Below are 26,938 nucleotides of genomic sequence, written 5' to 3' on the forward strand. Positions count from 1 at the left end.
AATATTCAAGGAAATTATGATGGCAGCTAAAAAAGCTCAAATGATGCCTACATTTGCTTATGACGGGGTTGATCGTAAAGGGATCAAAATCAAAGGCGAGCTACCTGCTCGAAATATGGCACTTGCCAAAGTCACCTTGCGAAAACAAGGGATCACCATTAAAACCATTCGAGAAAAAAAGAAAAATATTCTTGAAGGCTTACTAAAAAAAGGAGTTTCAGCCCTAGACATTACCATTTTTACTCGGCAACTTGCCACGATGATGAAAGCGGGCGTACCGTTAGTGCAAAGTTTTGAAATCGTTGCAGAAGGACTAGAAAATCCCTCTATGCGTGAAATTGTCCTGGGGATTAAAAATGAAGTTGAAGGGGGAAATACTTTTGCAGGTGCACTAAGAAAATATCCACGTTATTTTGATAACTTGTTTTGTTCTTTGGTCGAATCTGGTGAGCAATCTGGTGCTTTAGAAACCATGTTAGACCGTGTTGCAATCTATAAAGAAAAAAGCGAACTACTCAAGCAAAAAATTAAAAAAGCCATGAAATATCCAATGGCGGTGATTGTCGTTGCAATCATTGTCACGATGATTCTGATGGTGAAAGTTGTCCCGGTATTTCAGGATTTATTTAGTTCCTTTGGCGCAGACTTACCTGCTTTTACTCAAATGGTAGTCAATATGTCCAATTGGATGCAAAAATATTGGTTTGTTCTCATTATCTTTATCGCTGTTGTCATTGCTGCTTTTTTAGAAGCAAAAAAACGCAGTAAAAAATTTCAGGATTTTCTAGATCGAACAGCACTTAAGCTGCCTATTTTTGGCGATCTAGTCTATAAAGCCATCATTGCACGGTATAGCCGTACACTTGCCACGACTTTTGCCGCAGGGGTCCCTTTAATTGAAGCTTTAGAGTCAACAGCAGGTGCCACCAATAATGTGGTTTATGAACAAGCTGTAATGAAAATTCGTGAAGATGTGGCTACAGGGCAACAACTTAATTTTGCCATGCGTGTCACTAATAAATTTCCATCTATGGCTATTCAAATGATCGCAATTGGGGAGGAATCTGGTGCATTGGATGCGATGTTAGATAAAGTTGCAACACACTTTGAAAATGAAGTCGACAATGCTGTTGATGGTTTAACTTCGATGATGGAGCCGTTAATTATGGCTGTTTTAGGTGTACTTGTTGGTGGTCTAGTTATTGCGATGTATCTTCCAATCTTCCAAATGGGCTCAGTGGTTTAATGCAAGAACTTTTAAATTATTTTATTCAATCACCAACAGCACTCTATTTGACTGTTGGTGTTTTAGGCTTATGTGTTGGTAGTTTTTTAAATGTAGTCATTTACCGCACCCCCAAGATAATGGAAAAAGAATGGCGGCAGGAATGGCATGCAGAATGCCAATTACTGGCAGGTTCACAACAGATTGTGATTGATGAAGAAAAGCTCAGTCTCAGTCAACCAGCCTCTACCTGTCCCAAATGTAAAACCCCAATTCGTTGGTATCAAAATATCCCCATCATCAGTTGGTTGGTTTTAAGAGGCAAATGCGCTTCGTGTCAAAACCCGATTAGTATTCGTTATCCATTGGTTGAGCTTTTAACTGCGGTGTGTTCATTAACAGTCGTTGCTGTTTATGGCCCCACTTTAGAAATGGTTTTTGGTGTGCTACTGACTTGGGTGCTGATCACGCTTACTTTTATTGATTTTGACACTCAATTACTCCCAGATCGTTTTACCTTAACCTTAGCTGCAATAGGTTTAGGTATTAACTCATTTCATCTCTATACAACAGCAAGTGCTGCAATCTGGGGATATATTATTGGTTTCCTGTGTCTTTGGATTGTCTACTATCTATTTAAAATAGTGACAGGCAAAGAAGGCATGGGCTATGGTGACTTTAAGCTTCTTGCTGCACTTGGCGCTTGGATGGGGCCCTTGATGTTACCATTAATTATCCTACTGTCTTCTGTAGTGGGTGCGATCATTGGTATTATTTTACTTAAGATTCGTAAAGAAAATGTCCCTTTTGCCTTTGGTCCTTATATTGCAATTGCAGGATGGATTGCATTTTTATGGGGTGAGCAAATTATGAAAGTATATTTAGGTCAATAATTTCAACACAGTATTAGGAATGCGCAATGACGTTTATCTTGGGTTTAACAGGTGGAATTGGTAGCGGTAAATCCGCAGCAAGTCAATGGTTTGAAACCCAAGGGATTACAGTTGTTGATGCAGATATTGTTGCAAGAGAAATTGTTGAAAAAGGACAACCCGCGCTTCAAAAAATTAAAGAGGTTTTTGGGGATTGGGTACTATTAAACACTGGTGAACTTGATCGTCGTGCATTGAGAGAACATATTTTTAAAGACCCACAGGCACGACAACAACTTGAATCAATTACCCATCCTGCGATTCGCGCTGAGATTATTCGACAATTACAAGCAGCAACCAGTCCTTATGTGATTTTGGTTTCTCCCCTGCTTTTTGAGACCAACCAACATGAACTCACCCAGCGCACGCTATTGATTGATGCCAGTGAAGACATGCAAATCTTACGTGCTGCACAACGAGATGGCCAATCTATCGAACAAATTCAAAAAATTATTGCAGCCCAAATGCCACGTAACAAAAAGCAAAAATTAGCAGATGATATTGTGCTCAATGATGGGCATATTGATCATCTATACGCAAAATTAGAGTCTTTACATCAACAGTATCTAAAACAGGCACAGCAGTAAATTATGTGTCTCATCATTTTAAAATAGATTTTTATCAATCAGTTTTATATCAATTTAACCTGTTTGATCTATTTCTTCTCGTCCAACTGCTTTTGCAAACTGTCTTTATGTGTAAACCAACGCCAAGGTTGTAAAGCACCAATGCCCATACCAATCAAACCACACAGCATTGCAAGGCTTATCGGTTCATTTAACAAGGGTACGGCGATAATTGCGGCAATAAAGGGCGCAAGTGTGACGATACTACCTGTTTTAAAAGCACCTAATCGTTTAATTGCTTCGACATAAGCCAAAGTCGCAATGATCACCACAAAAATACCATGAAACAACGTTTGCATGACCAAATGGGGTGTAGATACTTGATCTAAATGTTTAGGCAAAAACAACAAATAAATTGGGACATAAACGATCGCCGACCAAATCGCAACACCTGCCATGGCGTGCCATGCGGAAAGTTGCCATTGACGCAATAATACAGTAAAAGTCCCCCACCAAATTGCACTGATAAAAAACAGTAAATCACCAATACCGAAAGCAACACCTGTTTCGCTATACATCAAAAAACTCATTACAGCGATCGCAGAGAGCATGATAATTAAACTGATCCATATATGTTTATCAAATGGTTGGCGATACAGTAAAAAACCAGCCAAAGCTGTACACAATGGAATACAACCATTTAAAAAAATGGCAGCATGTGCTGCAGGGACAAAGTGAAATGCAGTATATGACGTCAAACAATAGGCAACACCGCCAATCATCGCCAAAATAAAGGGTTGTTTATTAAATAGAAAAGCCGTGTCTTTTTTATAGATTAAAATCGGCATCAGAATACAAAATGCCAAAGAAAAGCGTAATGCTGTGATATCCCATGGACTGATATGCCAAATTGCATTCAGTCTTGAGGTAATCGTAAAGCCTCCCCAAATACACATTGTAATGGCGACATACATGTAGCCTTGGGTACGGGAGGTCATCATGTTGCTTCTCTAATCTTACCGATATAATTTAAATTAAATCATTCACTTTGTTGACGTTGACGACATGCCTCATACAACGCCATACCAGTAGCCACACTTACATTTAAACTTTGTAAGTTTCCAGCCATCGGAATAAATACAGTTTGATCACATTGCGATTGGGTGATTGGACGTAATCCAGTATCCTCCGCACCCATCACCACACATACTGGTGTTCCTGTAAAATCAAACTTCTGAATAGGCAACGCCTTTTCATCGAGCATAGTGCCGACCACACGAACATTATAATTTTCTTTGATTTGTCCAAGCGTACGCGCCAAATTGGTGACTTGAATAAACTTCACCTTTTCAGCCCCACCTGCCGCAACTTTACGTGCAGTCGGCGTTAATGTTGCTGCACGGTCACGCGGAACAATCACCGCTTCCACACCCATAGCTGCCGCTGTACGGATACATGCGCCTAGATTATGCGGATCCGTGATATGGTCTAAAGCCAACAATAAAGGTTGTTGGGTTGATTCTAAAAGCTGATCTAAATCTTTTTCATTTAATACAGGGTGTGGGCGAACAGCTGCGACCACGCCTTGGTGAAAAGGTTGACCTGCCAACTTTTCTAAGCTATCGCGACTTGCTTTTTGGACACTGATTCCAAAAGGCTCTGCAAGCTGGAGAATGCGCTGTAAACGCTGATCATCACGACCTTTTAAGGTAAATAAGGTTAAAACACGTTCAGGTTCTAACTCCAATAATGACTCCACTGAATGAACGCCATAATAATATTCGGACTTCGCCATGAACAACCTCATTAACAACATGATGATAGAAATGAAAAATCCTGCAAAGCCAACTTTACAGGATTCTATTTGATGCTTTAGTTTAACCGATTTCGCTTAAAAATTCTTTGCCTAATTTAGTGTCTGTTTTAAGCAAAGCTTTTTCATTAGCCTTCTAAATGGCAAACGTAGTCTAAAACGTCATCCGTTTCAATTTTAAAACGACTATTACCAGGCACATAGAATGACTGACCTGCGCGGAACAACTCACTTTCTTCACTGTCTGCGATTTTAACGCGACATTCACCAGAAATAATTTCCATGCGTTCAGGCACATGTGTTTCAAATGTTAAAGCTTCTTCTGTTGGAAGAATGACCCCTAAAGTCTTTTTGGTTCCGTCTTCAAACTGCACAGTGTGGCTAATACATAAACCGCCAAAATATACATTAGATTTTTTAACTACTGATACATGATCATACTGAGCTGACATGCGTATTCTCCAGATAATGCGCATTTATAAAAATTATGTTCGATGTAGTTTAATGTTGCTCCGCAAACTAATCAATCTATGTTTTTAAGGTTAAGCTATTTCTATTTTTGCTCTGCTTTATCAGTCCGCTTAGATCAAAGCTTAAGCTTCTCTAACAATAAAGACCCAAAACCACAATACTTGTCACCAAGAATGCCCACCCAATGCATGATCAATTCATTTCCTACTTAGACTGAAGAAATGTCTTGTTTCAATATTGGCTGATAAAAGATACAAATCAATAGATTCAAATGTCTATTGCATAAAATCAGTCATAAAAAATCTAGATACCTGCTTCATTTTTTATTTAATTCAATAAGATTTATCTATTTTCATGTTTTTACTGGCAACTTAAGCAAAGGAAATTACATTTTCATATTAAAATTATTTAGAATGCTTAAAATTACTTCGTATTAGAATACGTTCTGACTTGTGACCACAACAAAACTTCACTATCTTAGAACTTCACCGTTCGCAGCTTGGATGCGTTTATGCTGACACACTTAAATCTGATCAATTTTGCTTTAGCCGATAACCTTGCTATTGATATCGAGCAAGGGTTCAACGTGCTTACAGGTGAAACAGGTGCGGGTAAATCATTATTATTAGATGCGTTGTCAGCCTGTTTAGGTGAGCGTACCGATACCAATTATGTGCGTTATGGTGCTGAAAAAGCCGACATTACCGCCGTTTTTAGCTACCAAGCACAGAGTCCTGAAGCAAATTGGCTGAACACTCATGAATTAGATGATGAATCTGGTGAAATCCATTTAAGACGGGTGATCTTTGCAACAGGTCGCAGCAAAGCATGGATCAATGGTCGTCCCAGTAGCCTCGCTGAATTAAAAGAACTTGGACGCCTCTTGGTACAGCTATACAGTCAACATAGCCAACAACAACTGCTTGAACCGCCCTACCCAAAGCATTGGTTAGATCGTTATAGTAATTTTTATCAGCCTGCGCAAGATGTGCGGGATGCGTATAGCACTTGGCAAAAAAATATTCGTACACATCAAGCAGCGATTGATGCACAAGCCAATCGCCTGCAACGTATTGACACTTTAAAATTACAACTTGAAGAACTCGAAGATGTCATTCGTATTGATTATAAAGAAATCGAACAAGAATTTGATCGTTTAAGTCACCATGAACACATCATGCAAGACTGTGGCTATAGCTTAAATGTTCTCGATGAATCTGAACAAAATATTACCCAAGAAATTTCTTCAATTATTCGACGTTTAGAATCGCATGCTGGACGAAGTGAACTGCTGTCTGAAATTTACAATTCATTGATCAACGCACAAAGTGAAATTGATGACGCAACGGCAAATTTACGTCAGTTTATAGACCGTCAAAGTTTTGATCCTGAACGTATGGATGAGCTAAATACACAACTCGAAGTCTTTCATCGCTTGGCACGTAAATACCGTATTCAGCCCGATGAACTCAAACAGCAATATGAAACATGGCAAAATGAATTAGAGCAACTACATCAACTTGAAGATCCTGAAACCCTCGCTGAGCAAGTTGAACAATCTCATCAAGTGTTTGTAGAGAAAGCACAACATTTAGATCAGATTCGTCGTGATGCTGCTGAACCTTTAGCCAAGCAACTGACTGAGCAAGTCAAACAACTGGCGCTACCAGAAGCACATTTTGAATTTAAATTTGAACCGCTGGAACAAGTTTCTGCTGAAGGTTTAAGCTTTATTCAATTACTCTTTACTGCCAATAAAGGGATTCCACCTCAACCGCTGGCACGTGTTGCTTCTGGTGGTGAACTGTCACGTATTGCATTGGTCATGCAAGTGATGAATGCCGAAAAAACCGAAGCAGAAGTTTTAGTGTTTGATGAAATTGATGTCGGAATCAGTGGTGGTACCGCTGAAATTGTCGGGCGCTTATTGGCAGGCTTAGGGCAACACGTTCAAATTTTATGTATTACTCACCAAGCTCAGGTTGCAGCCCAGTCCGATCAACACCTATTGGTGAAAAAACTACAAACAGATCCTGCAAGTAGTACCATCGTTGCACTAGAAGAAGAGCAACTTATTTTAGAATTGGCTCGTATGACAGGCGGTATTGAAATTGGTGAAACCACCTTGCAACATGCAAAACAATTAAGACAATTAAAATTTCAGCCGTCTTAATACTTCAATCTAGCGTATAAAAAAGAATACCCATATAAAAACCAGTCAGCACGCGACTGGTTTTTTATTCCTATTTTGGAATATAAGCGCTTTTATCTATTCGCTCGCCCTATTGCATCGCTTTTATAGAGATACGTATTTTTATTTAGACACCATTTGTTTATATTTTAAACATATTGATGAAAAACTTGAGCTGTTTTTACAGGCTTTTAAAATATTCACAACCTATTGATATTAATTGTGCTATTTATATAGGTATAGATTTTATTTAAACAATTAAAAATATTTAAGCGGATTGAAAAGGAGTTGCATATCGGTGCCAAAACAATATCTTTCTCATCGCTGCTTGATTGCACCACCTGATCTTGCTGATGATTTCTTTGCCAATACGGTAATCTATCTTGCCCGTCATGATGAAGATGGTGCGCAAGGTATTATTATCAATCGACCTTCAGGTATTCAAGTCAAAGAACTTTTGAATGACTTAGAAATTGAAGCAGATAATGTGCATCCGCATGAAGTCTTACAAGGTGGTCCATTGCGTCCTGAAGCGGGTTTTGTGATTCATACAGGACAACCGACCTGGCACTCTTCGATTGCCGTGGGTGAAAACCTGTGTATTACCACCAGCAAAGATATTTTAGATGCGATTGCACACAATGAAGGTGTTGGTCGTTATCAAATTGCCTTGGGCTATGCCAGCTGGAGCAAGAATCAACTTGAAGATGAAATTACCCGTGGCGATTGGTTGATTTGTGATTCAGATATGGATTTGGTATTTAATTTGCCTTATACCGACCGTTGGGATGCGGCTTATCGTAAAATAGGGATTGATCGTACTTGGTTATCTTCTGAGATTGGACATGCCTGATTTAAATTCCCCACAACTGATTATTGCATTTGATTTTGGTACACAAAAAACGGGAATGGCTGTAGGCTCCTCCATCATTGAAAGTGCAACACCGCTTGCACTTTTTCCAATGAAAGATGGTATCCCCAATTGGGATGAATTGCTTAAGATCATCAAACAGCATCAACCGAATTTATTTCTGGTCGGCTTACCATTAAATATGGATGATTCCGAGTCAGAATTATCCACACGCGCACGCAAATTTGCACGACGTTTACGCCATCAAACCAATATTGAAACCCTAATGGTCGATGAGCGCTTAACTACACGTGAAGCACGAGATGAACTCGATCATTACCACGCTCAAGGACGAGCAAAGAAATTAGCAGCGGATAGTATTGCAGCGGCTTTATTTATTGAAAGTTGGTATCGAAACCCTGAAGGCATTACCCCTTAAACTGAGCATTAAAAATGTCAAAAACCTATGTCATCTATGGTGTAAGCAAAGGCTTGGGGCAAGCTATTTTACACGCAGTACCTCAAACACAAGATCTGGTTTTTGGTATTTCACGTTCTCAACCACAGTGCGACCTTGCTCATTTCAAATGGATCTCTGCTGATTTATCAAAACCTGAACATGCTCGGGATGTAGTTAAAAATCAAATTCAAAATCAGCCTATAGATTATCTGATTTACAATGTCGGGATCTGGGAGACAAAAGCCTTTCAAGCAGATTATGACTTTGAACAATGTACTGACATTGAAATATCAAATTTAATTTATACTAATATTCAATCCTGTATTTTGGCAATTCAATCCTTGATTGAGAATCTTAGATTGTCTCCAAATGCAAAAATTATCTTGATTGGTTCAACCTGGGGACTAGATAATCATAACGGCAAAGAAGTGGTCTTTTCAGCCAGCAAATTTGCCCTCAGAGGCATTGTCCACGCTCTCCGAGAAAGCTTGCGTAAAGACCAGATTGGAGTGAGTATATTAAATTTAGGCTACTTAGCGACTGAATTTGATCTGAATACATCTGTAGATGAAGTTTTACAACAGAGTGGTCATGAGTTAATTCCCTTACAGGATGTTATTCTTGCCATCAAATTTATCTTATCCACCAGTCAAGCCAGCTGTGTTAAGGAAATTAATATGCCCGCTATGGCAGACCTAAATCTATAAAAAAAACCCATTTTTCAATGGGCTTCAAGATCAAAGTTTAATGATGGATACTGGTTATTTTTTTGCTTTTTCCAAAATATGTACTGTCACGGTACGCCCTGCGACAAAGGCCAATGAATCATGGGGCACTTCATCTAAAATAATTTTCACAGGTACCCGTTGGGCCAAGCGCACCCAGCTGAATGTTGGATTTACATTGGCCAATAGACCCGATGAAGTTGTTCGTTCGCGGTCTTCAATCCCTGAAGCAATCCCTTGAACATGGCCTTTATATTTCAAAGAATCGCCCATGAGTTGTACTGTTGCAGGATCACCTAGATGTATTTTATTGAGTTTGGTTTCTTCAAAATATCCCACAACATAGAGCTGTTTACGATCAAGTAAAGCGGCAACAGCTTGCCCAACTTTGACATAATTCCCTGCGCGCAAATCAAAATTTGATAATGTTCCATCTGCAGGTGCAATCACTTCTGAACGTTGCATATTCAATTGCGCCAAATGCACACTACTGGTTGCTGCTTCAATCAAAGCTTTTTGTTGTTTGATATTGGCTTCTGCTTGTTGTACCGCAGCTTGCAATTGCTGATGCTCTGCATGGGACTGATCTCGTGTAGCAAACATTTGATCTTGTTCTTGTTTAGAGATCGCACCATTCATCAGGTCCGCATATCGACGTGCATTTTTATCTGCAAGATTGATATTGGCTTTTGACTTGACAATATTGGCTTTTGCCTCAGCAAGTCCCGCTTCTGCTTCAGCCAGTCCTGACTGGGCTTTTGCAAGATCTGATTTTGCTTGTTCCACGTCTAAAGTTTGGCGTGCTAAATCGATTTTAAAAAGCACCTGCCCTTTTTTCACGGTTTGGTTATCTTGAACCATCACCTCTGTGACTAAACCAGCAATATCAGAAGACACTTGAATAACATCACCACGGACACGCCCATCACGTGTCCAAGGTTCTGCATTGTAGTAATTCCAGATATGCAGCGCACAAAATATCGCAATAATCACCACGATACCCAATGATATCGGCCGGATTGCCTTACGTATATCAAACGTATTCATTTCAATTTTCCAATCATTAAACTTAAAAGTAAATCAGCTCTATTACAGCGGCTAAGTCGTCATCTGAATAAATACCCAATGAATCAACCATAACAAAATCAAATAGATACAAATATTAAAAATTCCAGGTAATGCAATCCATTCTTTTTCAACCAAGCGATCTGTACCAATACACACCACTTTCCAGATGATGAATGCCAGAATTGCTTGAATTAAAAATATTGGGACATAAACACCATAAATGTTGAGCTCACCCATATTTATGCTCCCAATAAAACAGTTGAAGGTTGTGCATCAACCAGATGAATATGACAAATACTATTGCGAATATTATTCACAGAAATTTCTATACGCTGTCGGATATCTTGATCACCTACCGCTTGCGCATCTTGTAAGACTTGATCAAATTGCTGAATCAATGCTTGTCGTAAGTTATCATCAGGCTGAGTTACAGCTTTTTCGCTTAACCACTGGTTAAGTAAGCGTTGTAATTTAACAATTGCACTGGTCGTCGTAGATTCAGGCGACAATTTTTGGGCCAGCTCCTGCAAACGGGTTAAATCAATTGCGGCACTCGACTCAATCAAAGCATTGTTAATTTCGATTTTGAGCTGTTCTGACTGAATCAATTTGGTATTTAACACGCCAATACGATCAAGCATGCTGCGTAAATGTATTCGAAAGCCTGTCCCATAAGACATCGCAATACTTTCCCGCATGGCTTTATAGTGTAAAGCCAACATCCGTTTTACTGTCATCTCAGGGGACATTGAACGTACCATTTGCATGATACAAACCGTGATAATCGGCCCAATCACGGTTGCAATCGAAGCATCAAAAAAGGTGATCTGATCCATCAAATAACGGTTTTGCAGATTTAACCCCATAATCGTACTCATAATCAGTGGTAAACCCAGTGCATGCAAAGGTGGATGTAAATACAACATCACACAGAACATAATAAAGGGGGCTAATACAACGGCTAACTCCCAAAATGCGGTGATATGCGGAAAAATCCCATATGCATAAATAAAAACCAAAATAGCGGCATAAATACTGGAGCGGATAAATATTTTTAGCGCAGGTACAGGGTCATCTAAAAAGGTCAAAATACATGCTGTAATTGCGGCCATTTCTGCCACCATAAAGCCCATTTTCCAGCCACTTAAAATCCAAAATGCACAGGCAATGTTGGTGGTTAAAAATGCCGATATCCCGCCACGTACCGCAACGCCATAATCACGATGTAAACTGGGATAGGTTGTGGTTAAAGGTACAATGGATTCAGGTAAGCTATGATTACCTTGCTGCATACATTGCCAAATAAACTTCACTGCACGAACATTTTGAATAAAATGGCGAATATCCATTTTTAGACTGCCCAAAATCACCTGTTGTTTAGCAGTTGCATGTTCAGTGATGGTTTGAAATTCTTGATCAAAATGCTCAGGTAAGTGCTTAAGCTCATCTTCAAGAATGGCATTCTCACCTTCTAAAAAATCATCAATCTTTTGGTGAAACTCAAGCAGATACGGACGATAAGTTAAATCAATTTGATCCAGTTGCTTGATTCGTTCTGACATTGCGACCAAGTTAGCCACTAACATCGTCACTTGATGTAGCAACTCTTGGAGTGGTTTGGTCATGCCTTTAAATTTTGAAGTTTCATAACTTAAATGCACAGCCATACTATGAATATCTGTTGTATCACGCGTGATATTGGTCAAGAGCTGAGTATAATTGTCTGTATGTGCCGGATCAGACAAAATTGAGTCAAAAGCCTGTTTGGTGTCTTGCATGGTTTTAGTGACACGGAGTTCGACCACAGGCCCAATATGCATAGGAAATATAGTGGCAGAGACCACAGCACTACACACCACACCCAACGAGATTTCTAAGAAACGACCCACTGCCATGTCAAAAATGGACACCGTCTCGATATAATAAATCGAGTTAAAACAAATAATCACTGCGGTATAACCCGCTAACATCACCACATAACTGCGTGGTGATCGGTCGATTAAAGACAGATATAGACAGATCCCCACCCAAGTTGCCAGTACAAAGGTAAATAACCAAGGGGTATTAACCAAATGAGGCATCACTGCGATAGCAAAAATTGCTCCGATCAAGGTTCCTAAAATTCGATAGATACTTTTTGATGCCATCATGCCCGAATAAGGATTGGCAATCACAAAGACTGTACCAATCGCCCAAATCGGATAGCTCAGGTTGAGCTCAAATGCGATATAGAGTGCCAGCATTCCTGCAATGAAAGTTTTGCTTGCAAAAATCCAATCGAGTTTATTGGGTCTAAAAGCCAATAAGGGTTTGATCAGTAACATGCAAGCAACTCACTATAAATTCAATTTCATTGATTTTCTCTGTCATCTCTAGCTCTCTAAGATCTAGGAAGCTGATATTCACCACTTTTATGAGGCTTTGTTGTACACATCACATTTTCTTTTCTTAGCGACCAAAAAACCGCACTGCTTAGTCAAATAAACAGTGTGGTTTAAAAAAGATGTGAATAGAAGAACAAATTTAGGCATTTGCTCAAATACAACGATTGAGTAGAGAAGGACTCAATTTATGATAAAAATTTATACTTCTAGAAAAGTATAAATTCACCATTGGATATTCATATCAGCAATAATCTCAAAAAAAACATAAATAATCAATAAAAATATCTCATTTTGATAATACAACTAAATATAATTTACTTTGGTGTTCAAATGTAGTGCTTTTTCTCAAAATAACCACTAAAGTTAAAAATGTAGAATCATTTGCATTTACAATGCAAATTCCACTGTTTTTTCTTGAACAATTTGTTATAAAGTAACATTCATTATTATTTTTTTTTGATTCTCACTAATTGAGTAGGTCATCAATGGCACTTTCCAGTTTTGGCAAAATTCTCACCGTATTGGATTTATTTTCGGTGTCTCGCCCAGTAATTAATGTCGATGTGATTTGTGAAGAGCTTGGTTTATCTAAACCGACCAGCTATCGCTATTTAAAAGAATTAGTTTCGGCTGATATTTTGCAACGCTTAAATGGAACTTCAGGCGATTACACCCTTGGTCCTAAAATTGCTGTGATGGACTATATTTCTAGAACCACCGATCCATTGGTTCAAATCAGCAAACCATTTATGCAAGAAATTTCAGAACGTACAGAGCTTTGCTGTTTACTGACACATTTAAATGATGACTATTGTATTGATGTTCATCATGAAGTGTATCGTGATGAAACTTTACTTTCTTATGGTCGTGGTTGCCCTCGTCCCGTATTTATGGGCTCTTCACCTAAAGTGATCATGGCGCATTTATCTAAACAGAAAATTCATGAATATTACCTTCGCTTTGCAACACAATTAACTGAAGTTGGTTTTGCTGAAAATGAAGAAACCTTTGTTAATAAAATGAAAAAAATAAAAAAACAAGGTTATTATTTTTCACAAGGTGAACTTGATCCAAATGTTTCTGGTTTATCTATCCCGGTGAAGTTTTCAAGTAAAGAAGCGCCTTTAGCATTGACCGTACTTGCTTCAAAAAATCGTTTTGAATACGTCAACACCCCAAAACTAATTGAAACCTTGCAAGAGTCTGCTGCACAGATTGAAAAACGCTATCAAGCACTCTCTGCCAATGACCAATTATCTGAATTTCACCCATAAGCGCAATCATCTTGATAATTTAACATTTTGTAATGTTTTTATCTCTTGATAATGTTTTTATATTCTCATAATATGATTATGTTCTTCAGTAATCCATGATTTTTTTGGACATTGTTTTTGCGAAAACAATTCCTCCTCAGAGTAAGGAAGCCTATGTGTTTAAACATAGGCTTTTTTATGTGCAATTTTTTTATCCATTGAGTTTACTTTTAAGCCATTAAAAAAATAATTAGAGTAATTGGCGAATCATTTTCATTGAGGAATAATCTAAACCAGCCAATAACAATGATGCATAATTTTAATTAAGGAATGTTATGAATATTCTCATCGTCCATGCACACCCTGAACCCCTTTCATTTACAACCGCAATGAAAGATCATGCTGTAGAGGTCTTGGAAAAATTAGGGCATCAAGTAGAAGTTTCAGACTTGTATGCCATGAATTTTAATCCAATCGCATCACGAGAGGATTTCTCAGAACTGAGTCATCCTGAATATATGAATTATGCTTTGGAGCAACGCCATGCTTGTAAAAATAAGCAGATTGCCGCAGACATTCAGATTGAAATTGAAAAAGTACAAAAAGCAGATTTAGTGATTTTAAGTTTCCCCATGTATTGGACGTCTGTACCTGCCATCTTAAAAGGCTGGATTGATCGCGTATTCGTTTCTGGTATTTTCTATGGTGGTAAACGTTTTTATAACCACGGCGGAATGGTGGGGAAAAAAGCCTTGTTAAGCTTTACCTTGGGTGGCCGTGAACATATGTTTGGTGATCATGCGATTCATGGTTCAATTGAAGACTTGTTACTGCCGATCCAACGTGGAACTTTAGCTTATGCAGGCTTTGACGTGTTGCCACCATTTACCGCTTACCATGTCCCCTATATTTCTAATGAAGCACGCCAACAAATCCTGCTTGATTATCAGCAATATTTACATAACTTAGAAAATTTACCTGCATTAGACTTTCCTAAACTTGAACAATTTGATGACAAGCTTTATCCACTTGGATAAAAGTAACGAAAAGTCAAATTTACACGAGGCGCTAAAATTCGTGTGGATTTGGCGAGGGTATGTTTCCAATAACGTTGGGTCTGCCCTTGCATCACAATCAACTGACCACTGTGTAAAAGTAAATCTACTTTTTTAGCTTTCCACTTGTGCTTAAAACTGAATTTTCGAGTAGCACCTAGACTCAATGAAGCAATCACCACATTGTGGTTGGGCGCTTCCAATGATGGCTCATCATCACTATGCCAACCCACGCCTTGTGAGCCATTTTCATATAAATTTGCCAAACAGGAATTATAAGTTTGCCCTGTGAGTTGCTCGATATGCTGTTTGAGTCGATATAAAGCAGGATTCCAGATATGGGCTTGTTTTGCCATACCTGAATAATGATATTGGTAATCATCATCGCCATACCACACCACTTTGCGCTCAGTTTTATAATATTGACCATGCAAATAAACTTCATCATGTTGCCAAGCCAAATGCTGTAGAAAATAGTTTAAATATTTTTGACTTTGTTCATGATCAAAAATTAAGCCAAAGTCTTTTACTATCCCATCATAAGGCAGTAAATTATCTTGTGCTTCAGGTTCAAATAAATCTAAATTCATGGTCTAAAATGAGCTACGGGTTCATCCAACAATGAATCAATATTTAACATGAAACAAGTCATTTTTGATCAAAATTAAACAACTTTAATATGAAGAATAGTAGGTCATATCATGGGTAAATATTCAAATGAACAGTGGTATATAGAAGGCGTCCAAGCCTATTTAGCCAAATATGGCGAAGTCCCACCGCCATGGATTTTTGCACCAGAATACCATCCTTATTCTATAGGATGGCGAATGGGAAGCGGAGAATCACATATGATGTATTTAGATGAATGGATGAGTCAGCAAAAAATGAGCTTTGCTGAAAAGGTCAACTATTTGCATCGTTACCCAGCACCACCACGTTGGTATCAATGGCTGGTTCACTTTTTATGGAATGATCTTCCATATGATATGGAAGATCAAGACTATCTCAAGTATTTTGAAAAGCTTAATGAACTCGGATTTAAATTAGCAGACCAATTTCAAGAGGATTTTGATCGTGAAGATTTGGACTAGTGTAAGACATTATTAAAATCTTTCACAATTCAAAACATAGCAATCACTTGTAGCAACGTTTATTCAGCTTTAGACTAAAACCAAGCTGATAAAAAGCAAAAACCTATGAATTTATGGCAATTATTTCAAAAATTACGCCCCTTTGTACGTCCCTACCGCTGGCTTGTCATCGTCACCTTAGTGTTAACGTTGATTGGCTCACTCACCGCTCAGGTCAATGCCCTCACACTTAAATATGCTGTAGACAGCATTAACCATCTGATCCAAGCAGGACAAGGCCTAGCGGATGGATGGCACATTATCATTACCATTACTGTGGTTTTATTGGCCAAAGAAGTCATCAATGCAATTGTTCAATTTGGGCAAAAATCATTTGGTGAAAAACTCAGAATTTTAATTTCACAGGATTTATCTCAGGGCATTATCGAAAAGTTTATTACCTATCGATTGGCCTTTTTCGATCAGAAAAATAACCAAGCAGGAAAATTACAAACCCGTATCGACCGTGGAGTTAGCTCGCTCACTCGGCTGGTTCAAATCTTTTTTATTGATATTTTACCGTTATTTACCAGTGCAATTATCGCTTTAGCCCTAATGTATTATGCCAATTTTTGGGTGGGTGTGGTCGCAACAATCATTGTACCAATTTACTTTTGGCTGACCTTTAAACAATCACAAAAGCTTTCTGGCAAACGTCGAGCCTTGCGCGATAACATGGAAAAGAAGAATCAAGGTATTTTGAGTATTATTAACTCAATTACAGTGATTAAATCTTTTAATAAAGAGGCTGTTGAATCCACCAAGCAACTGAACTTACAAAAGTCACTGACTGAAAATCAGATGCAAACTCGACAAACCAGCTATATCTTTGATGGTTTAAAAACCTTTATCGAACAAGTTGGTGTAGTCCTGATCATTATTTTAACTGCTTACTTTGTTTTAGATGGACAAATGAGTATAGGGATGATCATGTACCATGTATTGTTGTTCAATAACGTGTCTGCACCGATCCGCTCTTTGCATCGTATTTATGATGAAATTAACTCAGCAATGATCTATTCAGAAAGCTTCTTTAGTATCTTAGAAGCAGATCATGAAATCGAAGCCAGTGGTTTAATGAAACCTCAAATTCATGGCAAATTTGAATTGGAAAATGTTGATTTTATCTACCCAAATGGTCATCAAGCCTTACATCGGATTAACATGACTATTCAACCCAATAAAATCACAGCCTTAGTGGGCTTATCAGGTGCGGGAAAATCAACCTTAATCAGCCTACTGGATAAATTTTATGCCCCGAATTTAGGCTGTATCAAACTCGATGGGATTGATTTAGAGCAACTCGATACACACTATTTAAGAGAAAATATTGGCTTAGTATTGCAAAAAAACCATATTTTCCAAGGCTCAATTTTAGAAAATATTCGTTATGGTAAGCCCCATGCAAGCAATGAAGAAGTCATCGCAGCTGCAAAAAAAGCCTCGATTCATGAGCAGATTTTAAAATTACCGCATGCCTATGAAGCAGATGCCTTGCTATTGTCTGGCGGACAACAACAGCGAATCGCACTTGCTCGAATGTTCCTTAAAAACCCGCCGATTATCTTTTTAGATGAGCCCACAGCAAGTTTAGATGCCATCGCTTCAGAGCAAATCAAACAAAGTTTAGATGAGATTAAACAAGGCCGAACTGTGATTATGATCTCGCACAGCCTTTCGCAAATTATTGATGCCGATTACACCTATGTGATGAAAGAAGGACAAATCGTTGAGCATGGTGAACATCATGATCTTTATCATCAAGATGGTGCTTATAAGGAAATTTTTGATGCGATGGCTAAAAGCTTAAATATCGAAAAAATTGCACGAACTTTTGAAGATGATGGCGAGGAGGAAACCCATAGCTAAAGTCTAGTTAGTGCTTTGTATAAACCTACAGAAGCTCATACTGATTAAATTGATTTCTGCAGCATTGGATCATTCAAGATATGCCTATCTGCTAACGAGATAAATTATCTTTTATGAACTATTCCCACATACAAATAAAAAGCCACTCTATGTTCTAGAATGGCTTTTTTCTTTTTAGAGTAATAATTTAGAGGCTAATCATTTCCATTTTACTGCTTGGACTTCAACTTTTTTAGGATTGTCCGTTTCAGCACTACTGCAACCACAACCGCCACCGCATCCACTCACCATCGCAGGCTGAATCCATTTGGCTAAACGAGTCCAACCTTGCGACTGACAAAATTGAGCCAGTTTAGAAAACACCGAATACGCTGACTTTGGGAAGACTTTCTTAAATACAAAAATTGCACTCCAAATCACCAATACCGCAATAATCAAAAATTCAATCATCTCTAGCTCCTTTGCTTCAAGATTCTGGCTTATAGACCAAAATAACGTGACGCAATTTGATAAGTGAGGAAAGCCATTAAATAAGCCAAACCAAATAGATAAACTGTCATACCAGCAACAGTTTTCCAAGAACCTGTTTCACGTTTTACCGTAGCCAATGTCGCTAAACAATGCGGTGCATAGATAAACCACACCAACAACGATAAACCTGTTGCAACTGACCAGCTTAAATCACCCTGACTGATCAGATGTGATAAACCTTGAGCGACTGCATCATCATCCGCTGCAGATAAAGCATAAACCGTACCCAATGCTGCAACCACAACTTCACGTGCTGCCATCGCTGGAATTAAAGCAATACAGATTTGCCAATTAAATCCAAGCGGTTCAAAGATTGGGTGCATCACATGCCCCAGCATCCCGGCAAAAGAGTAGTCAATATCGGGTAATGTCGCGCCTTCTGGCGGTTGAGGGAATGTACACAAGAACCATAACAAAATCGATAAAGCGAAGATAATGCCACCGACGCGCTTTAAGAAGATCTTGGCACGGTCTAACAACCCAATCCATACACTTTTTATATCTGGGATACGGTAGCTTGGTAATTCCATCAATAAAGCATGTTGTGATTTATCTTTCTGGAAAAACTTCAGCACGGTCGCAACAATGAGCGCACTCACAATTCCCGCCATGTATAAACCGAAGAGCACTAAACCTTGTAGATTAAGGAAACCCCAAACCATTTTCGCTGGAATAAATGCAGCAATCAGCAAGGCATACACTGGCAAGCGCGCTGAACATGTCATTAACGGCGCAACCAGTATCGTCACCAAACGATCTCGTGGATCACTAATACTTCGAGTCGCCATAATCCCAGGTACCGCACAGGCAAAACTGGATAACAGTGGGATAAACGCCCGACCACTTAAGCCTGCTTTAAACATCAATTTATCGAGTAGAAACGCCGCACGCGGTAGATAGCCTGACTCTTCTAAAACCAAAATAAAGAAGAACAGAATTAGAATCTGTGGCAAGAACACCACTACACTACCTGCACCTGCAATGATCCCATCGACCACTAAGCTGTGAAGTAGTGGTTGGGTAATAAACTGCCCAATCCAGCCACCAAACCAGCCAAAAAATTCTTCAATACCATCCATAAATGGCGCTGCCCAAGCGAATACTGCTTGGAAAACAATAAACATCATCAGCGCAAGGCTAAGAAGTCCTAAAACGGGGTGTAAAAAAATCTTATCGAGAAAATCAGTACGTTTGTCTTCATGATCTAAAAAAATCACCACATCTTTTAAGATTTGGTCAATTTTTTCATGATTGGAACCTGAAAGCTTAACATCACTCAGTTCTGCACTTGGTGTGTGGAATTTTTCATTTTCCAAAGCACCCATCAAGTTTTCAATCCCTGCATTACGCACAGCAACCGTTTCCACCACGGGAATACCTAAACGCTGTGATAATTTTTGGGTATTGATCTGCATCCCACGACGACGCGCTTCATCCATCATGTTTAATACAAGCAGAATCGGTTTGCCTTGTTCAATGACTTCAAGCACAAGTCCCAAATGTAATTTTAAGTTGGTTGCATCCACCACACATAAAAATGCCTGCTGATCTTGTTCGCCGGCAATTTTCCCCAAAACCACATCACGGGTAATGGCTTCATCAGGACTGGCTGCATCGAGGCTATACGTTCCAGGCAAATCCAGAACACGCACCGCACGACCAGAAGGTAAATTAAATGTACCCACTTTACGTTCAACAGTCACCCCAGCATAGTTGGCAACTTTTTGACGTGTACCGGTTAAATGGTTGAAAAGTGAAGTTTTACCGCAGTTAGGATTTCCCACTAAAGCAATACGTAAAGTTTCGCTCATGCGGAAGCTCCTTCTAATGCCTGATGTATTTCAATTTTTTCGGCTTCGATCTTGCGTAACGCAAATCGAGTAAAACCAATTTGAATGAGAATAGGATCACCACCAAAAACACCTTTTGTGATCACTTGTACACGTGTGCCAGGCACAAAACCTAGAGTTTCTAAACGACTCGCCACTAAATCTGGCTGATTGACATTATCTTGCGAGGTGCGATTGACCTTTGCGATAATGGCAGTTTGCTTTACTTTCAAGTCTGACAAACGCACAGCAATTAACCCTAAAATTTACACGATAGACAGACTATTATACATACAAATGAGAATAATTACCAAGTAAGGTTTGATTACAATTCTCATTCAAATACGATATTCGACTTATGTTTTCTTTTAGTCTACATTCCATCAACAGATAAGTTTTAAACACCACCGAAGCCCATGCTAAATAAGAAACCACGTATTCCTGCTGCTGTTGCCATTCCTGAAAATCTAGGCTTTTTACAGGGATTCCGTGACTATTTAATTGCACAAACGGTCAGTCCGCATACAAGAAACGCCTATTTATCGGACTTAATTCAATGTAGTGAATGTGTAAATTCTTACCTTCCGAATTGGACACATGAAGACATCTCCGATGTGCTTATTCAACTCACCAAACAAGGTAAAAGCCCTCGGTCAATTGCCCGTTCACTTTCTGCTTTACGTTCATTTTTTAAGTTTTTACGTGAACAAAAGATTCGTTTAGATAATCCTGTCGCAATCCATAAAACCCCAAAACTCGGACGAGCATTGCCTAAAGATTTATCGGAGCAGGACGTTGAAGCACTGATCCAAGCACCAGACGTCACAACAGCGTTAGGTTTGCGTGATCGCGCCATGTTTGAAGTACTTTATGCTTGTGGTTTACGTGTTTCAGAGCTTCTCAATTTAAGATTAGATTTGATCAATTTAAAACAAGGCTATTTAAGAATCACAGGTAAAGGCAATAAAGAACGTTTGGTGCCTTTGGGGGGTATGGCATGTGAATGGGTGGAAAAATATTTAACTGAATCTCGCCCACAACTGTATAAATCCGCTACCGATTATCTATTTCTAACCCAACATGGTGGCATCATGAGTCGTCAAAACTTTTGGTATGCCATCAAGCGTTATGCCTTACAAGCTGGGATCCAAGCTGAGCTATCACCTCATACCTTACGTCATGCTTTTGCAACGCATCTTTTAAATCATGGCGCTGACTTACGGGTGGTGCAAATGCTTTTGGGGCATAGTGATTTATCGACCACACAAATTTATACCCATGTCGCACAAATCCGTATGCAACAGCTGCATGAAAAATATCATCCACGTGCTTGATGGCTGAGCATGACGTGTATATCGGCAATTTACATCCCTTAATCAAGTTTTAAAGTACACTATTAAAAATTTTGTTATGCTAATTCCCTCAAATCATGCTGAAGAAACATAAAGAGTTATTTATGCAATTGAATCGTTCAAAATTGATGTTGGCTTGTCTTATTGCAAGCACGATGGCAGTGAGTGCTTGTTCAAAAAATCCAGACTCAAAAAAAGATGACACTTTAACTGCGACAGCACCTGCAACAGGTGAGGCATCGAATTTAACTGAGCGTGATGCAAAACAACGTCTAATCCAAACATTACAGGCCAATTTCAAAAAGGCTGGTGTTAAAGCCAAAATTTTAGATGCGAAACCGACTGAAATGCCCAATCTTTATTGGATCAGTATGGAAGGCATGAGCTCAGTCTATGCAACATCTGATGGTAAATTCCTGATCCAAGGCGATGTAATCCGTTTAGGTGGCGATAAACTCAGTAGCATTGGTGACAAAATACAAGCTGCAGAAAACAAGAAATATCTTGCTGAGTTAAATATTAAGGACCTCTTGGTTTACCCTGCGCAAGGTAAGGTTAAACATGTGATCTATGTATTTACTGATGCAAGCTGTCCTTATTGCCATAAACTTCATGAACATATCAGTGAAATCACGGCTAAAGGTATTGAAATACGTTATATCGCATGGCCACGTGGTGAACAATTTATACCGACGATGGAAAGTATCTGGTGTAGTGCAGACCGTAGTGCTGCATTTAATCAAGCCATTGCCGGTACTGCGCTTCCACCAGCAAGCTGTAAAAATCCAGTTCGTGACCTGTATGCTTTAGGTCTAAAAATGGGTGTAAATGGTACCCCTGCGATCTACAATGCAGAGGGTGAATATCTGGGCGGTTATATGACTGCTGACGAAATTGAAAGCCGTTTAAATAAATAATTTTTATCAGTAAATTTACTATTATTTATAGCTCAATATAAAGATGCGTCAGACTCTAGAGTCTGGCGCATTTTTTAGCTATGATCTAAGCTTAATATAATTTATATACATAATTGGAGTGTGACGTGAAACCAGTTCGTCTGGCAATACTCGGTCTTGGAACCGTAGGCGGTGGTGCCCTTAAACTACTACAAGAAAACGCTGCTGAAATTAGACGTCGCACCGGCCGAGAAATTGAAATTACCCACGTAGGTACGCGTCGTCCACGTCCAGATCTAAATTTACCAGCAAGCATTAAACAGAGCGCCGACCTGCTAGATATCGTCCGCCAGCCTGATGTTGATGTTGTCGTTGAAGTCATGGGCGGTATCCACCCTGCTTATGAAGTCATGATGGAAGCGATTAAACATGGCAAGCAAGTGGTAACGGCAAACAAAGCTTTACTGGCAGAACATGGAAATGAGCTATTTAAAGCGGCTGATGATCACCACGTACAAGTTGCCTTTGAAGCAGCGGTTGCCGGTGGTATTCCAATTATCAAGGTCATTCGTGAAGGCTTAGCAGCCAATAAAATTGAATGGCTAGCAGGTATCATCAATGGTACAGGCAATTTCATTCTGACTGAAATGAGTGAAAAAGGGCGTGCCTTTGCGGACGTACTCAAAGAAGCTCAAGAACTTGGTTATGCCGAAGCAGACCCAACATTTGATGTTGAAGGCATTGATGCTGCGCATAAGCTGACTATTCTTGCATCATGTGCCTTTGGTATTCCTTTACAGTTCGATAAGGTTTATACCGAAGGTATTACCAAGATTACTGCACAAGATGTGAAATACGCTGAAGAGCTTGGCTATAAAATCAAACACTTGGGCATTGCACGTCGTTCTAGCAAAGGCATCGAACTTCGCGTACATCCAACCCTGATTCCTGAAGAAGAACTTCTTGCCAATGTAAATGGTGTGAAGAATGCTGTTCTAGTTCAAGCCAATGCAGTTGGTCCTACATTGTATTATGGCGCAGGTGCAGGCGCAGGCCCTACTGCTTCTGCGGTTGTGGCAGATGTGGTTGATATTGTCCGTGATATCATTTACACAGAAGATGGTTCAGGTACTATTCCTCAGCTTGCCTTTGAAGCTCTTTCCGACTTGCACATCTTGTCGAGTGATGAGATGACCACAGGTTATTATTTGCGTTTAAATGCTGAAGACCAAACTGGCGTACTCGCAGATGTAACAACAATTTTAAGTCGCACGGGGATCAGTATTGATGCCATCATGCAGCAACCTCGCTTAAAAGATCTGATTCCTATCGTGATTTTGACTGATCCGATCGTCGAATCGAAAATGAATGAAGCGATTGCACAAATTCAAGCCTTACCTGCTATCCATGGCGAAATCGTACGAATTCGTTTAGAATTGCTCGATAACTAATCGGGTTTTAAACTCCTCTAAATTTGCAGCAATACCCTGCAAAGCGCCATTCAATGAATGGTGCAGCCTCTCCAAGTAGGGGCTTAGAGGTTAAAAGAATATCTTATTTGCTCTACACACAATTGGAACACCATCATGTCTAATGCCAATCGCTATACAGGACTTGTTGATCGCTATCGTGACCGCTTACCAGTATCGAAAACTACACGTGCTATTTCTTTAAATGAAGGTAATACGCCTCTCATTAAATTAGACAATATTCCCGGTATTATTGGTAAGAATGTTGAAATTTATGTGAAGTATGAAGGTTTAAACCCGACAGGTTCATTTAAAGACCGTGGTATGACCATGGCAGTGACCAAAGCGGTAGAAGAAGGCTCTAAGGCGATTATCTGTGCATCTACAGGCAATACCTCTGCTGCTGCCGCCGCATATGCTGCTCGTGCAGGTATCAAAGCATTTGTGTTAATCCCAGAAGGCAAAATTGCCATGGGTAAAATGGCACAAGCGATGATGTACGGCGCGATCACTATGCAAATTCGTGGCAACTTCGATGACGGCATGCGTTTGGTTAAAGAAGTTGCAGACCAAGCACCGGTAACGATTGTTAACTCAATCAACCCATACCGCTTACAGGGTCAAAAGACCATTGCTTATGAAATCGTAGAAGCGTTAGGTCGTGCGCCTGACTACCACTGCTTACCTGTCGGTAATGCGGGTAATATCACTGCGCATTGGATGGGTTATACCGAAGCCGTTGCGAATCAACCTGTTGAAGCATTTGAACAAGTAGTTTATGACCCTGCAACAGATAAGTTTACAGGTCCAAACCCTGAAGGTCGTCCGATCATGGTCGGTTATCAAGCTTCTGGTGCTGCGCCATTCTTACGTGGTGGTCCTGTTGAAAACCCAGAAACAGTTGCAACAGCAATTCGTATTGGTAATCCTCAAAGCTTTAATCATGCCAAAGCGGTCGTTCGTGACTCAAATGGCTGGTTTGATGAATTAACTGATGCAGAAATTTTAGAAGCGCAACGTCTGCTTTCGATGTATGAAGGTGTATTTGTTGAACCTGCTTCTGCGGCATCTATCGGTGGTGCAATTCGTGATATCAAAGCAGGGAAAATTGCTGAAGGTTCTGTGATTGTATGTACTGTGACAGGTAATGGTCTAAAAGATCCTGATACTGCAATTAAACAATGTGAAGATGCAGTGATGCTGTCTATTGATGCAACAATGAATCAAGTGAAAGACTCTATTCTTTCAAATATGTAATAAAGCATTCACATCTAAAAAAAACCAGTTGTGCGCAACTGGTTTTTTATATGCTCAAGCTCAACATTATTCTTCATATTAGTCATAGCTATACTGTCTTGCCAAGTCCTTTTCTATACGTTGAATATCTTCAAGACTAATTTCCTTGATTTCAAATAAAGGCTGCTTGAGTAAAGGATTTACTGCATATAAAGCTTCATGTTTCGAATAAGCTATGCTTAACTTTTGCTCAGCCTCGTCATAACTTAGACCTGATTCAGTTGCAATCAATGCTTCCAACAATCCTGGTTGCTCTGAAAGTTCTGATAAGGTTCCATTGAGATGAATAGAACAATAGTCATATTCAGCAAAAATTTTCCCCACACTCTTTCTAAGCACTTCTGAGTTTTCTGAATAAACCAAACCAGCAAAACCCTCATCATGCTCTTCAAACCATTGTTGCTTTTTCATCGACCATAAACCATAAAATTTCACTTCTTGATCAAACTGTATCAACTGAAATTTTTGCATCTCGGCAAGCTGAACAAATTCAAATGTATCCTCATCATTTAAGCTTGCAGGTAATACATCCATAGATAATTCATCATCATCCAGAATATGTTCACCACAACGCGCAAAGACAAAATCATCCAGTTGTTTTAATTGCGCCTCATCCGCTTCAAAAAGCGATTCAACTTCATATAGAGCAAAATCACGCGCACTCTCAATTTCAAGTTGCTTATAGGTTGCTTCTGCCTGTTGTTTATTGTCAAAAATATTGGCAATACGATTTCCCGCGATGTAAAAAACATCATCGTTATAGCCAAAGTATTTTGCACGTAGCACATAAGTCGCCATACGAATCCCCTAATTTTTTGTTGATTGCATTGTCTGTTTTCGTTGATATAGACCTTGAGCACTGAAAGGTATTGCCATTCCATTATCCATCCACAATTCAAAATGCATGGCATTAAAAAAATCTGCTGGGCTATACACAATATTTTCCAATGGAGGTAATTCCCCAATACGCGGCAAAATATCGTAAATAAACCAACTGTTGTGGGTGATTAACAAAGAATGCAATTTGCCTGTTAAAGCCAGAGGTGACAACATCAGCTGTGAAAGCGCTTTATCCTGTAAATAATATTGATGTAACTGCTCGAGTTGCTGTTCAAAGTTTTTAGGCAAATGTTTAACATCTATCGCATTAACAAAATCATTTAAGGTTGGAATAAAACGCTGTTGGTAGTCCACCAAGAGATGATCTCGCTCACACAAGTCTTTAATATCAATTGACTTGCCTGCACTATTTTGAAGGCTATCTCCAAACACAGGAATCACCACCGAATTTACGCCCCATAATGTATGTAAAATTCGATGACGGGCATCACTGCATAAACTTTTGGTGCTATCAATAAATCCATGTATTTGATAATAGTCTTCTGCTTCGCCGCCCCAACGTTTGGCAGAAATCCGTGCATGTTGCATTGCATTCATTATCTGAGGTCATCATTTCTTGTTGTTGCTCAACAGTAACCCATTTTAAAAAATAAGCGAATACAATTTATTGATCATGGTTTATTGATCTGCTTAATTTAAGCATAAAAAAAGCCCTTCATATTGAAGAGCTTTT

General features: G+C 39.2%; 27 protein-coding genes. 15 read left to right on the plus strand and 12 right to left on the minus strand.

Annotated elements, in window-relative coordinates:
• Nucleotides 1-19 precede the first annotated feature (19 nt).
• From L3V46_RS20050 to coaE, 3 genes are read left to right on the plus strand one after another with little or no spacing between them, the layout of a single operon-like run.
• The gene (locus L3V46_RS20050; protein WP_239046593.1) at nt 20-1,246 is read left to right on the plus strand and encodes a type II secretion system F family protein; all 1,227 of its coding nucleotides are present in this window, start codon (nt 20-22) and stop codon (nt 1,244-1,246) included.
• Nucleotides 1,246-2,118, plus strand: a complete 873-nt coding sequence (locus L3V46_RS20055) for an A24 family peptidase (protein ID WP_239046594.1) — start codon at nt 1,246-1,248, stop codon at nt 2,116-2,118. Before L3V46_RS20050 ends, L3V46_RS20055 begins: the two co-directional genes overlap by 1 nt.
• A gap of 26 nt (nt 2,119-2,144) precedes the next feature.
• A complete protein-coding gene (gene coaE / locus L3V46_RS20060) occupies nt 2,145-2,744 on the plus strand; it encodes a dephospho-CoA kinase (protein ID WP_239046595.1) in 600 nt (199 codons plus the stop codon).
• 68 nt (nt 2,745-2,812) lie between these two features.
• Here the strand turns inward: coaE and L3V46_RS20065 are convergent, their stop codons facing one another.
• From L3V46_RS20065 to L3V46_RS20075, 3 genes are all read right to left on the minus strand, one after another.
• On the minus strand, nt 2,813-3,724 hold the full coding sequence (locus tag L3V46_RS20065; protein ID WP_239046596.1) for a DMT family transporter: 912 nt from the start codon (nt 3,722-3,724) through the stop codon (nt 2,813-2,815).
• Between the two features lie 38 nt (nt 3,725-3,762).
• Entirely contained in the window at nt 3,763-4,518 is a 756-nt protein-coding gene (gene rlmB / locus L3V46_RS20070; protein ID WP_004818598.1) for a 23S rRNA (guanosine(2251)-2'-O)-methyltransferase RlmB, read from the minus strand.
• Between the two features lie 146 nt (nt 4,519-4,664).
• Entirely contained in the window at nt 4,665-4,988 is a 324-nt protein-coding gene (locus tag L3V46_RS20075) for a pyrimidine/purine nucleoside phosphorylase (RefSeq protein WP_004718357.1), read from the minus strand.
• A 530-nt stretch (nt 4,989-5,518) separates the two neighbouring features.
• Here L3V46_RS20075 and recN point away from each other — a divergent pair.
• The 4 genes from recN to L3V46_RS20095 all read left to right on the plus strand — a co-directional run bounded on the left by recN (nt 5,519) and on the right by L3V46_RS20095 (nt 9,215).
• The gene (gene recN, locus L3V46_RS20080) at nt 5,519-7,180 is read left to right on the plus strand and encodes a DNA repair protein RecN (RefSeq protein ID WP_224964604.1); all 1,662 of its coding nucleotides are present in this window, start codon (nt 5,519-5,521) and stop codon (nt 7,178-7,180) included.
• Between the two features lie 316 nt (nt 7,181-7,496).
• Nucleotides 7,497-8,051, plus strand: coding sequence for a YqgE/AlgH family protein (locus L3V46_RS20085; protein WP_105714632.1), 555 nt, complete (start codon nt 7,497-7,499; stop codon nt 8,049-8,051).
• Entirely contained in the window at nt 8,044-8,487 is a 444-nt protein-coding gene (ruvX, locus tag L3V46_RS20090) for a Holliday junction resolvase RuvX (protein WP_004818593.1), read from the plus strand. Before L3V46_RS20085 ends, ruvX begins: the two co-directional genes overlap by 8 nt.
• Nucleotides 8,488-8,501: 14 nt before the next feature.
• Nucleotides 8,502-9,215 (plus strand): SDR family oxidoreductase, encoded by a 714-nt coding sequence (locus tag L3V46_RS20095; RefSeq protein WP_239046597.1) that lies wholly within the window; start codon nt 8,502-8,504, stop codon nt 9,213-9,215.
• Nucleotides 9,216-9,269: 54 nt separating this feature from the next.
• Here the strand turns inward: L3V46_RS20095 and L3V46_RS20100 are convergent, their stop codons facing one another.
• From L3V46_RS20100 to L3V46_RS20110, 3 genes are read right to left on the minus strand one after another with little or no spacing between them, the layout of a single operon-like run.
• Nucleotides 9,270-10,280, minus strand: a complete 1,011-nt coding sequence (locus L3V46_RS20100) for an HlyD family secretion protein (protein ID WP_034613594.1) — start codon at nt 10,278-10,280, stop codon at nt 9,270-9,272.
• A 51-nt stretch (nt 10,281-10,331) separates the two neighbouring features.
• Nucleotides 10,332-10,538, minus strand: a complete 207-nt coding sequence (locus L3V46_RS20105) for a DUF1656 domain-containing protein (RefSeq protein ID WP_151957579.1) — start codon at nt 10,536-10,538, stop codon at nt 10,332-10,334.
• Nucleotides 10,539-10,540: 2 nt separating this feature from the next.
• Nucleotides 10,541-12,625 (minus strand): FUSC family protein, encoded by a 2,085-nt coding sequence (locus L3V46_RS20110; RefSeq protein WP_239046598.1) that lies wholly within the window; start codon nt 12,623-12,625, stop codon nt 10,541-10,543.
• 545 nt (nt 12,626-13,170) lie between these two features.
• On the opposite strand from L3V46_RS20110, the gene L3V46_RS20115 reads away from it, so the two are divergent.
• The gene (locus L3V46_RS20115; protein ID WP_004818582.1) at nt 13,171-13,959 is read left to right on the plus strand and encodes an IclR family transcriptional regulator C-terminal domain-containing protein; all 789 of its coding nucleotides are present in this window, start codon (nt 13,171-13,173) and stop codon (nt 13,957-13,959) included.
• A 314-nt stretch (nt 13,960-14,273) separates the two neighbouring features.
• A complete protein-coding gene (locus L3V46_RS20120; RefSeq protein WP_034613588.1) occupies nt 14,274-14,975 on the plus strand; it encodes an NAD(P)H-dependent oxidoreductase in 702 nt (233 codons plus the stop codon).
• On the opposite strand, the gene L3V46_RS20125 is transcribed toward L3V46_RS20120, so the two are convergent.
• Nucleotides 14,960-15,583 (minus strand): alpha-ketoglutarate-dependent dioxygenase AlkB, encoded by a 624-nt coding sequence (locus L3V46_RS20125; protein ID WP_239046599.1) that lies wholly within the window; start codon nt 15,581-15,583, stop codon nt 14,960-14,962. The genes L3V46_RS20120 and L3V46_RS20125 overlap by 16 nt on opposite strands.
• A gap of 111 nt (nt 15,584-15,694) precedes the next feature.
• Between L3V46_RS20125 and L3V46_RS20130 the strand changes: the two genes are divergently transcribed.
• Together L3V46_RS20130 and L3V46_RS20135 are read left to right on the plus strand one after the other, a co-directional pair.
• Nucleotides 15,695-16,084: a hypothetical protein gene (locus L3V46_RS20130; protein WP_239046600.1), complete on the plus strand. Its 390-nt coding sequence runs from the start codon at nt 15,695-15,697 to the stop codon at nt 16,082-16,084.
• Nucleotides 16,085-16,189: 105 nt separating this feature from the next.
• Nucleotides 16,190-17,992 carry an ABC transporter ATP-binding protein gene (locus L3V46_RS20135; RefSeq protein WP_239046601.1) on the plus strand — a complete coding sequence of 601 codons (1,803 nt, stop codon included), beginning with the start codon at nt 16,190-16,192 and terminating at the stop codon, nt 17,990-17,992.
• A gap of 198 nt (nt 17,993-18,190) precedes the next feature.
• Here the strand turns inward: L3V46_RS20135 and L3V46_RS20140 are convergent, their stop codons facing one another.
• Genes L3V46_RS20140 through L3V46_RS20150 form a run of 3 tightly spaced genes read right to left on the minus strand, consistent with a single transcriptional unit; the run spans nt 18,191 to nt 20,600 of the window.
• Nucleotides 18,191-18,442: a DUF6587 family protein gene (locus L3V46_RS20140; RefSeq protein ID WP_239046602.1), complete on the minus strand. Its 252-nt coding sequence runs from the start codon at nt 18,440-18,442 to the stop codon at nt 18,191-18,193.
• A gap of 29 nt (nt 18,443-18,471) precedes the next feature.
• Nucleotides 18,472-20,334, minus strand: a complete 1,863-nt coding sequence (gene feoB, locus L3V46_RS20145) for a ferrous iron transport protein B (RefSeq protein WP_034613576.1) — start codon at nt 20,332-20,334, stop codon at nt 18,472-18,474.
• Nucleotides 20,331-20,600 carry a FeoA family protein gene (locus L3V46_RS20150; protein ID WP_004718380.1) on the minus strand — a complete coding sequence of 90 codons (270 nt, stop codon included), beginning with the start codon at nt 20,598-20,600 and terminating at the stop codon, nt 20,331-20,333. The genes feoB and L3V46_RS20150 overlap by 4 nt, the downstream gene beginning before the upstream one ends.
• A gap of 168 nt (nt 20,601-20,768) precedes the next feature.
• On the opposite strand from L3V46_RS20150, the gene xerD reads away from it, so the two are divergent.
• The 4 genes from xerD (at nt 20,769) to thrC (ending at nt 25,326) form a co-directional block, all read left to right on the plus strand.
• Complete coding sequence (xerD, locus tag L3V46_RS20155) at nt 20,769-21,686, plus strand: site-specific tyrosine recombinase XerD (RefSeq protein ID WP_096732730.1); 918 nt, start codon at nt 20,769-20,771, stop codon at nt 21,684-21,686.
• Nucleotides 21,687-21,808: 122 nt separating this feature from the next.
• The gene (locus L3V46_RS20160; protein WP_004818569.1) at nt 21,809-22,621 is read left to right on the plus strand and encodes a thioredoxin fold domain-containing protein; all 813 of its coding nucleotides are present in this window, start codon (nt 21,809-21,811) and stop codon (nt 22,619-22,621) included.
• Nucleotides 22,622-22,746: 125 nt separating this feature from the next.
• Nucleotides 22,747-24,051, plus strand: a complete 1,305-nt coding sequence (locus L3V46_RS20165) for a homoserine dehydrogenase (RefSeq protein ID WP_004718385.1) — start codon at nt 22,747-22,749, stop codon at nt 24,049-24,051.
• Between the two features lie 135 nt (nt 24,052-24,186).
• Entirely contained in the window at nt 24,187-25,326 is a 1,140-nt protein-coding gene (gene thrC, locus L3V46_RS20170) for a threonine synthase (protein WP_004818568.1), read from the plus strand.
• Between the two features lie 78 nt (nt 25,327-25,404).
• On the opposite strand, the gene L3V46_RS20175 is transcribed toward thrC, so the two are convergent.
• Together L3V46_RS20175 and L3V46_RS20180 are read right to left on the minus strand one after the other, a co-directional pair.
• Nucleotides 25,405-26,163, minus strand: coding sequence for a hypothetical protein (locus tag L3V46_RS20175; RefSeq protein ID WP_239046603.1), 759 nt, complete (start codon nt 26,161-26,163; stop codon nt 25,405-25,407).
• A gap of 9 nt (nt 26,164-26,172) precedes the next feature.
• Nucleotides 26,173-26,802 (minus strand): hypothetical protein, encoded by a 630-nt coding sequence (locus L3V46_RS20180; protein WP_239046604.1) that lies wholly within the window; start codon nt 26,800-26,802, stop codon nt 26,173-26,175.
• Between the last annotated feature and the right edge of the window lie 136 nt (nt 26,803-26,938).

Source organism: Acinetobacter sp. AG3 (assembly GCF_022343575.1).
GTDB lineage: Bacteria > Pseudomonadota > Gammaproteobacteria > Pseudomonadales > Moraxellaceae > Acinetobacter > Acinetobacter guillouiae.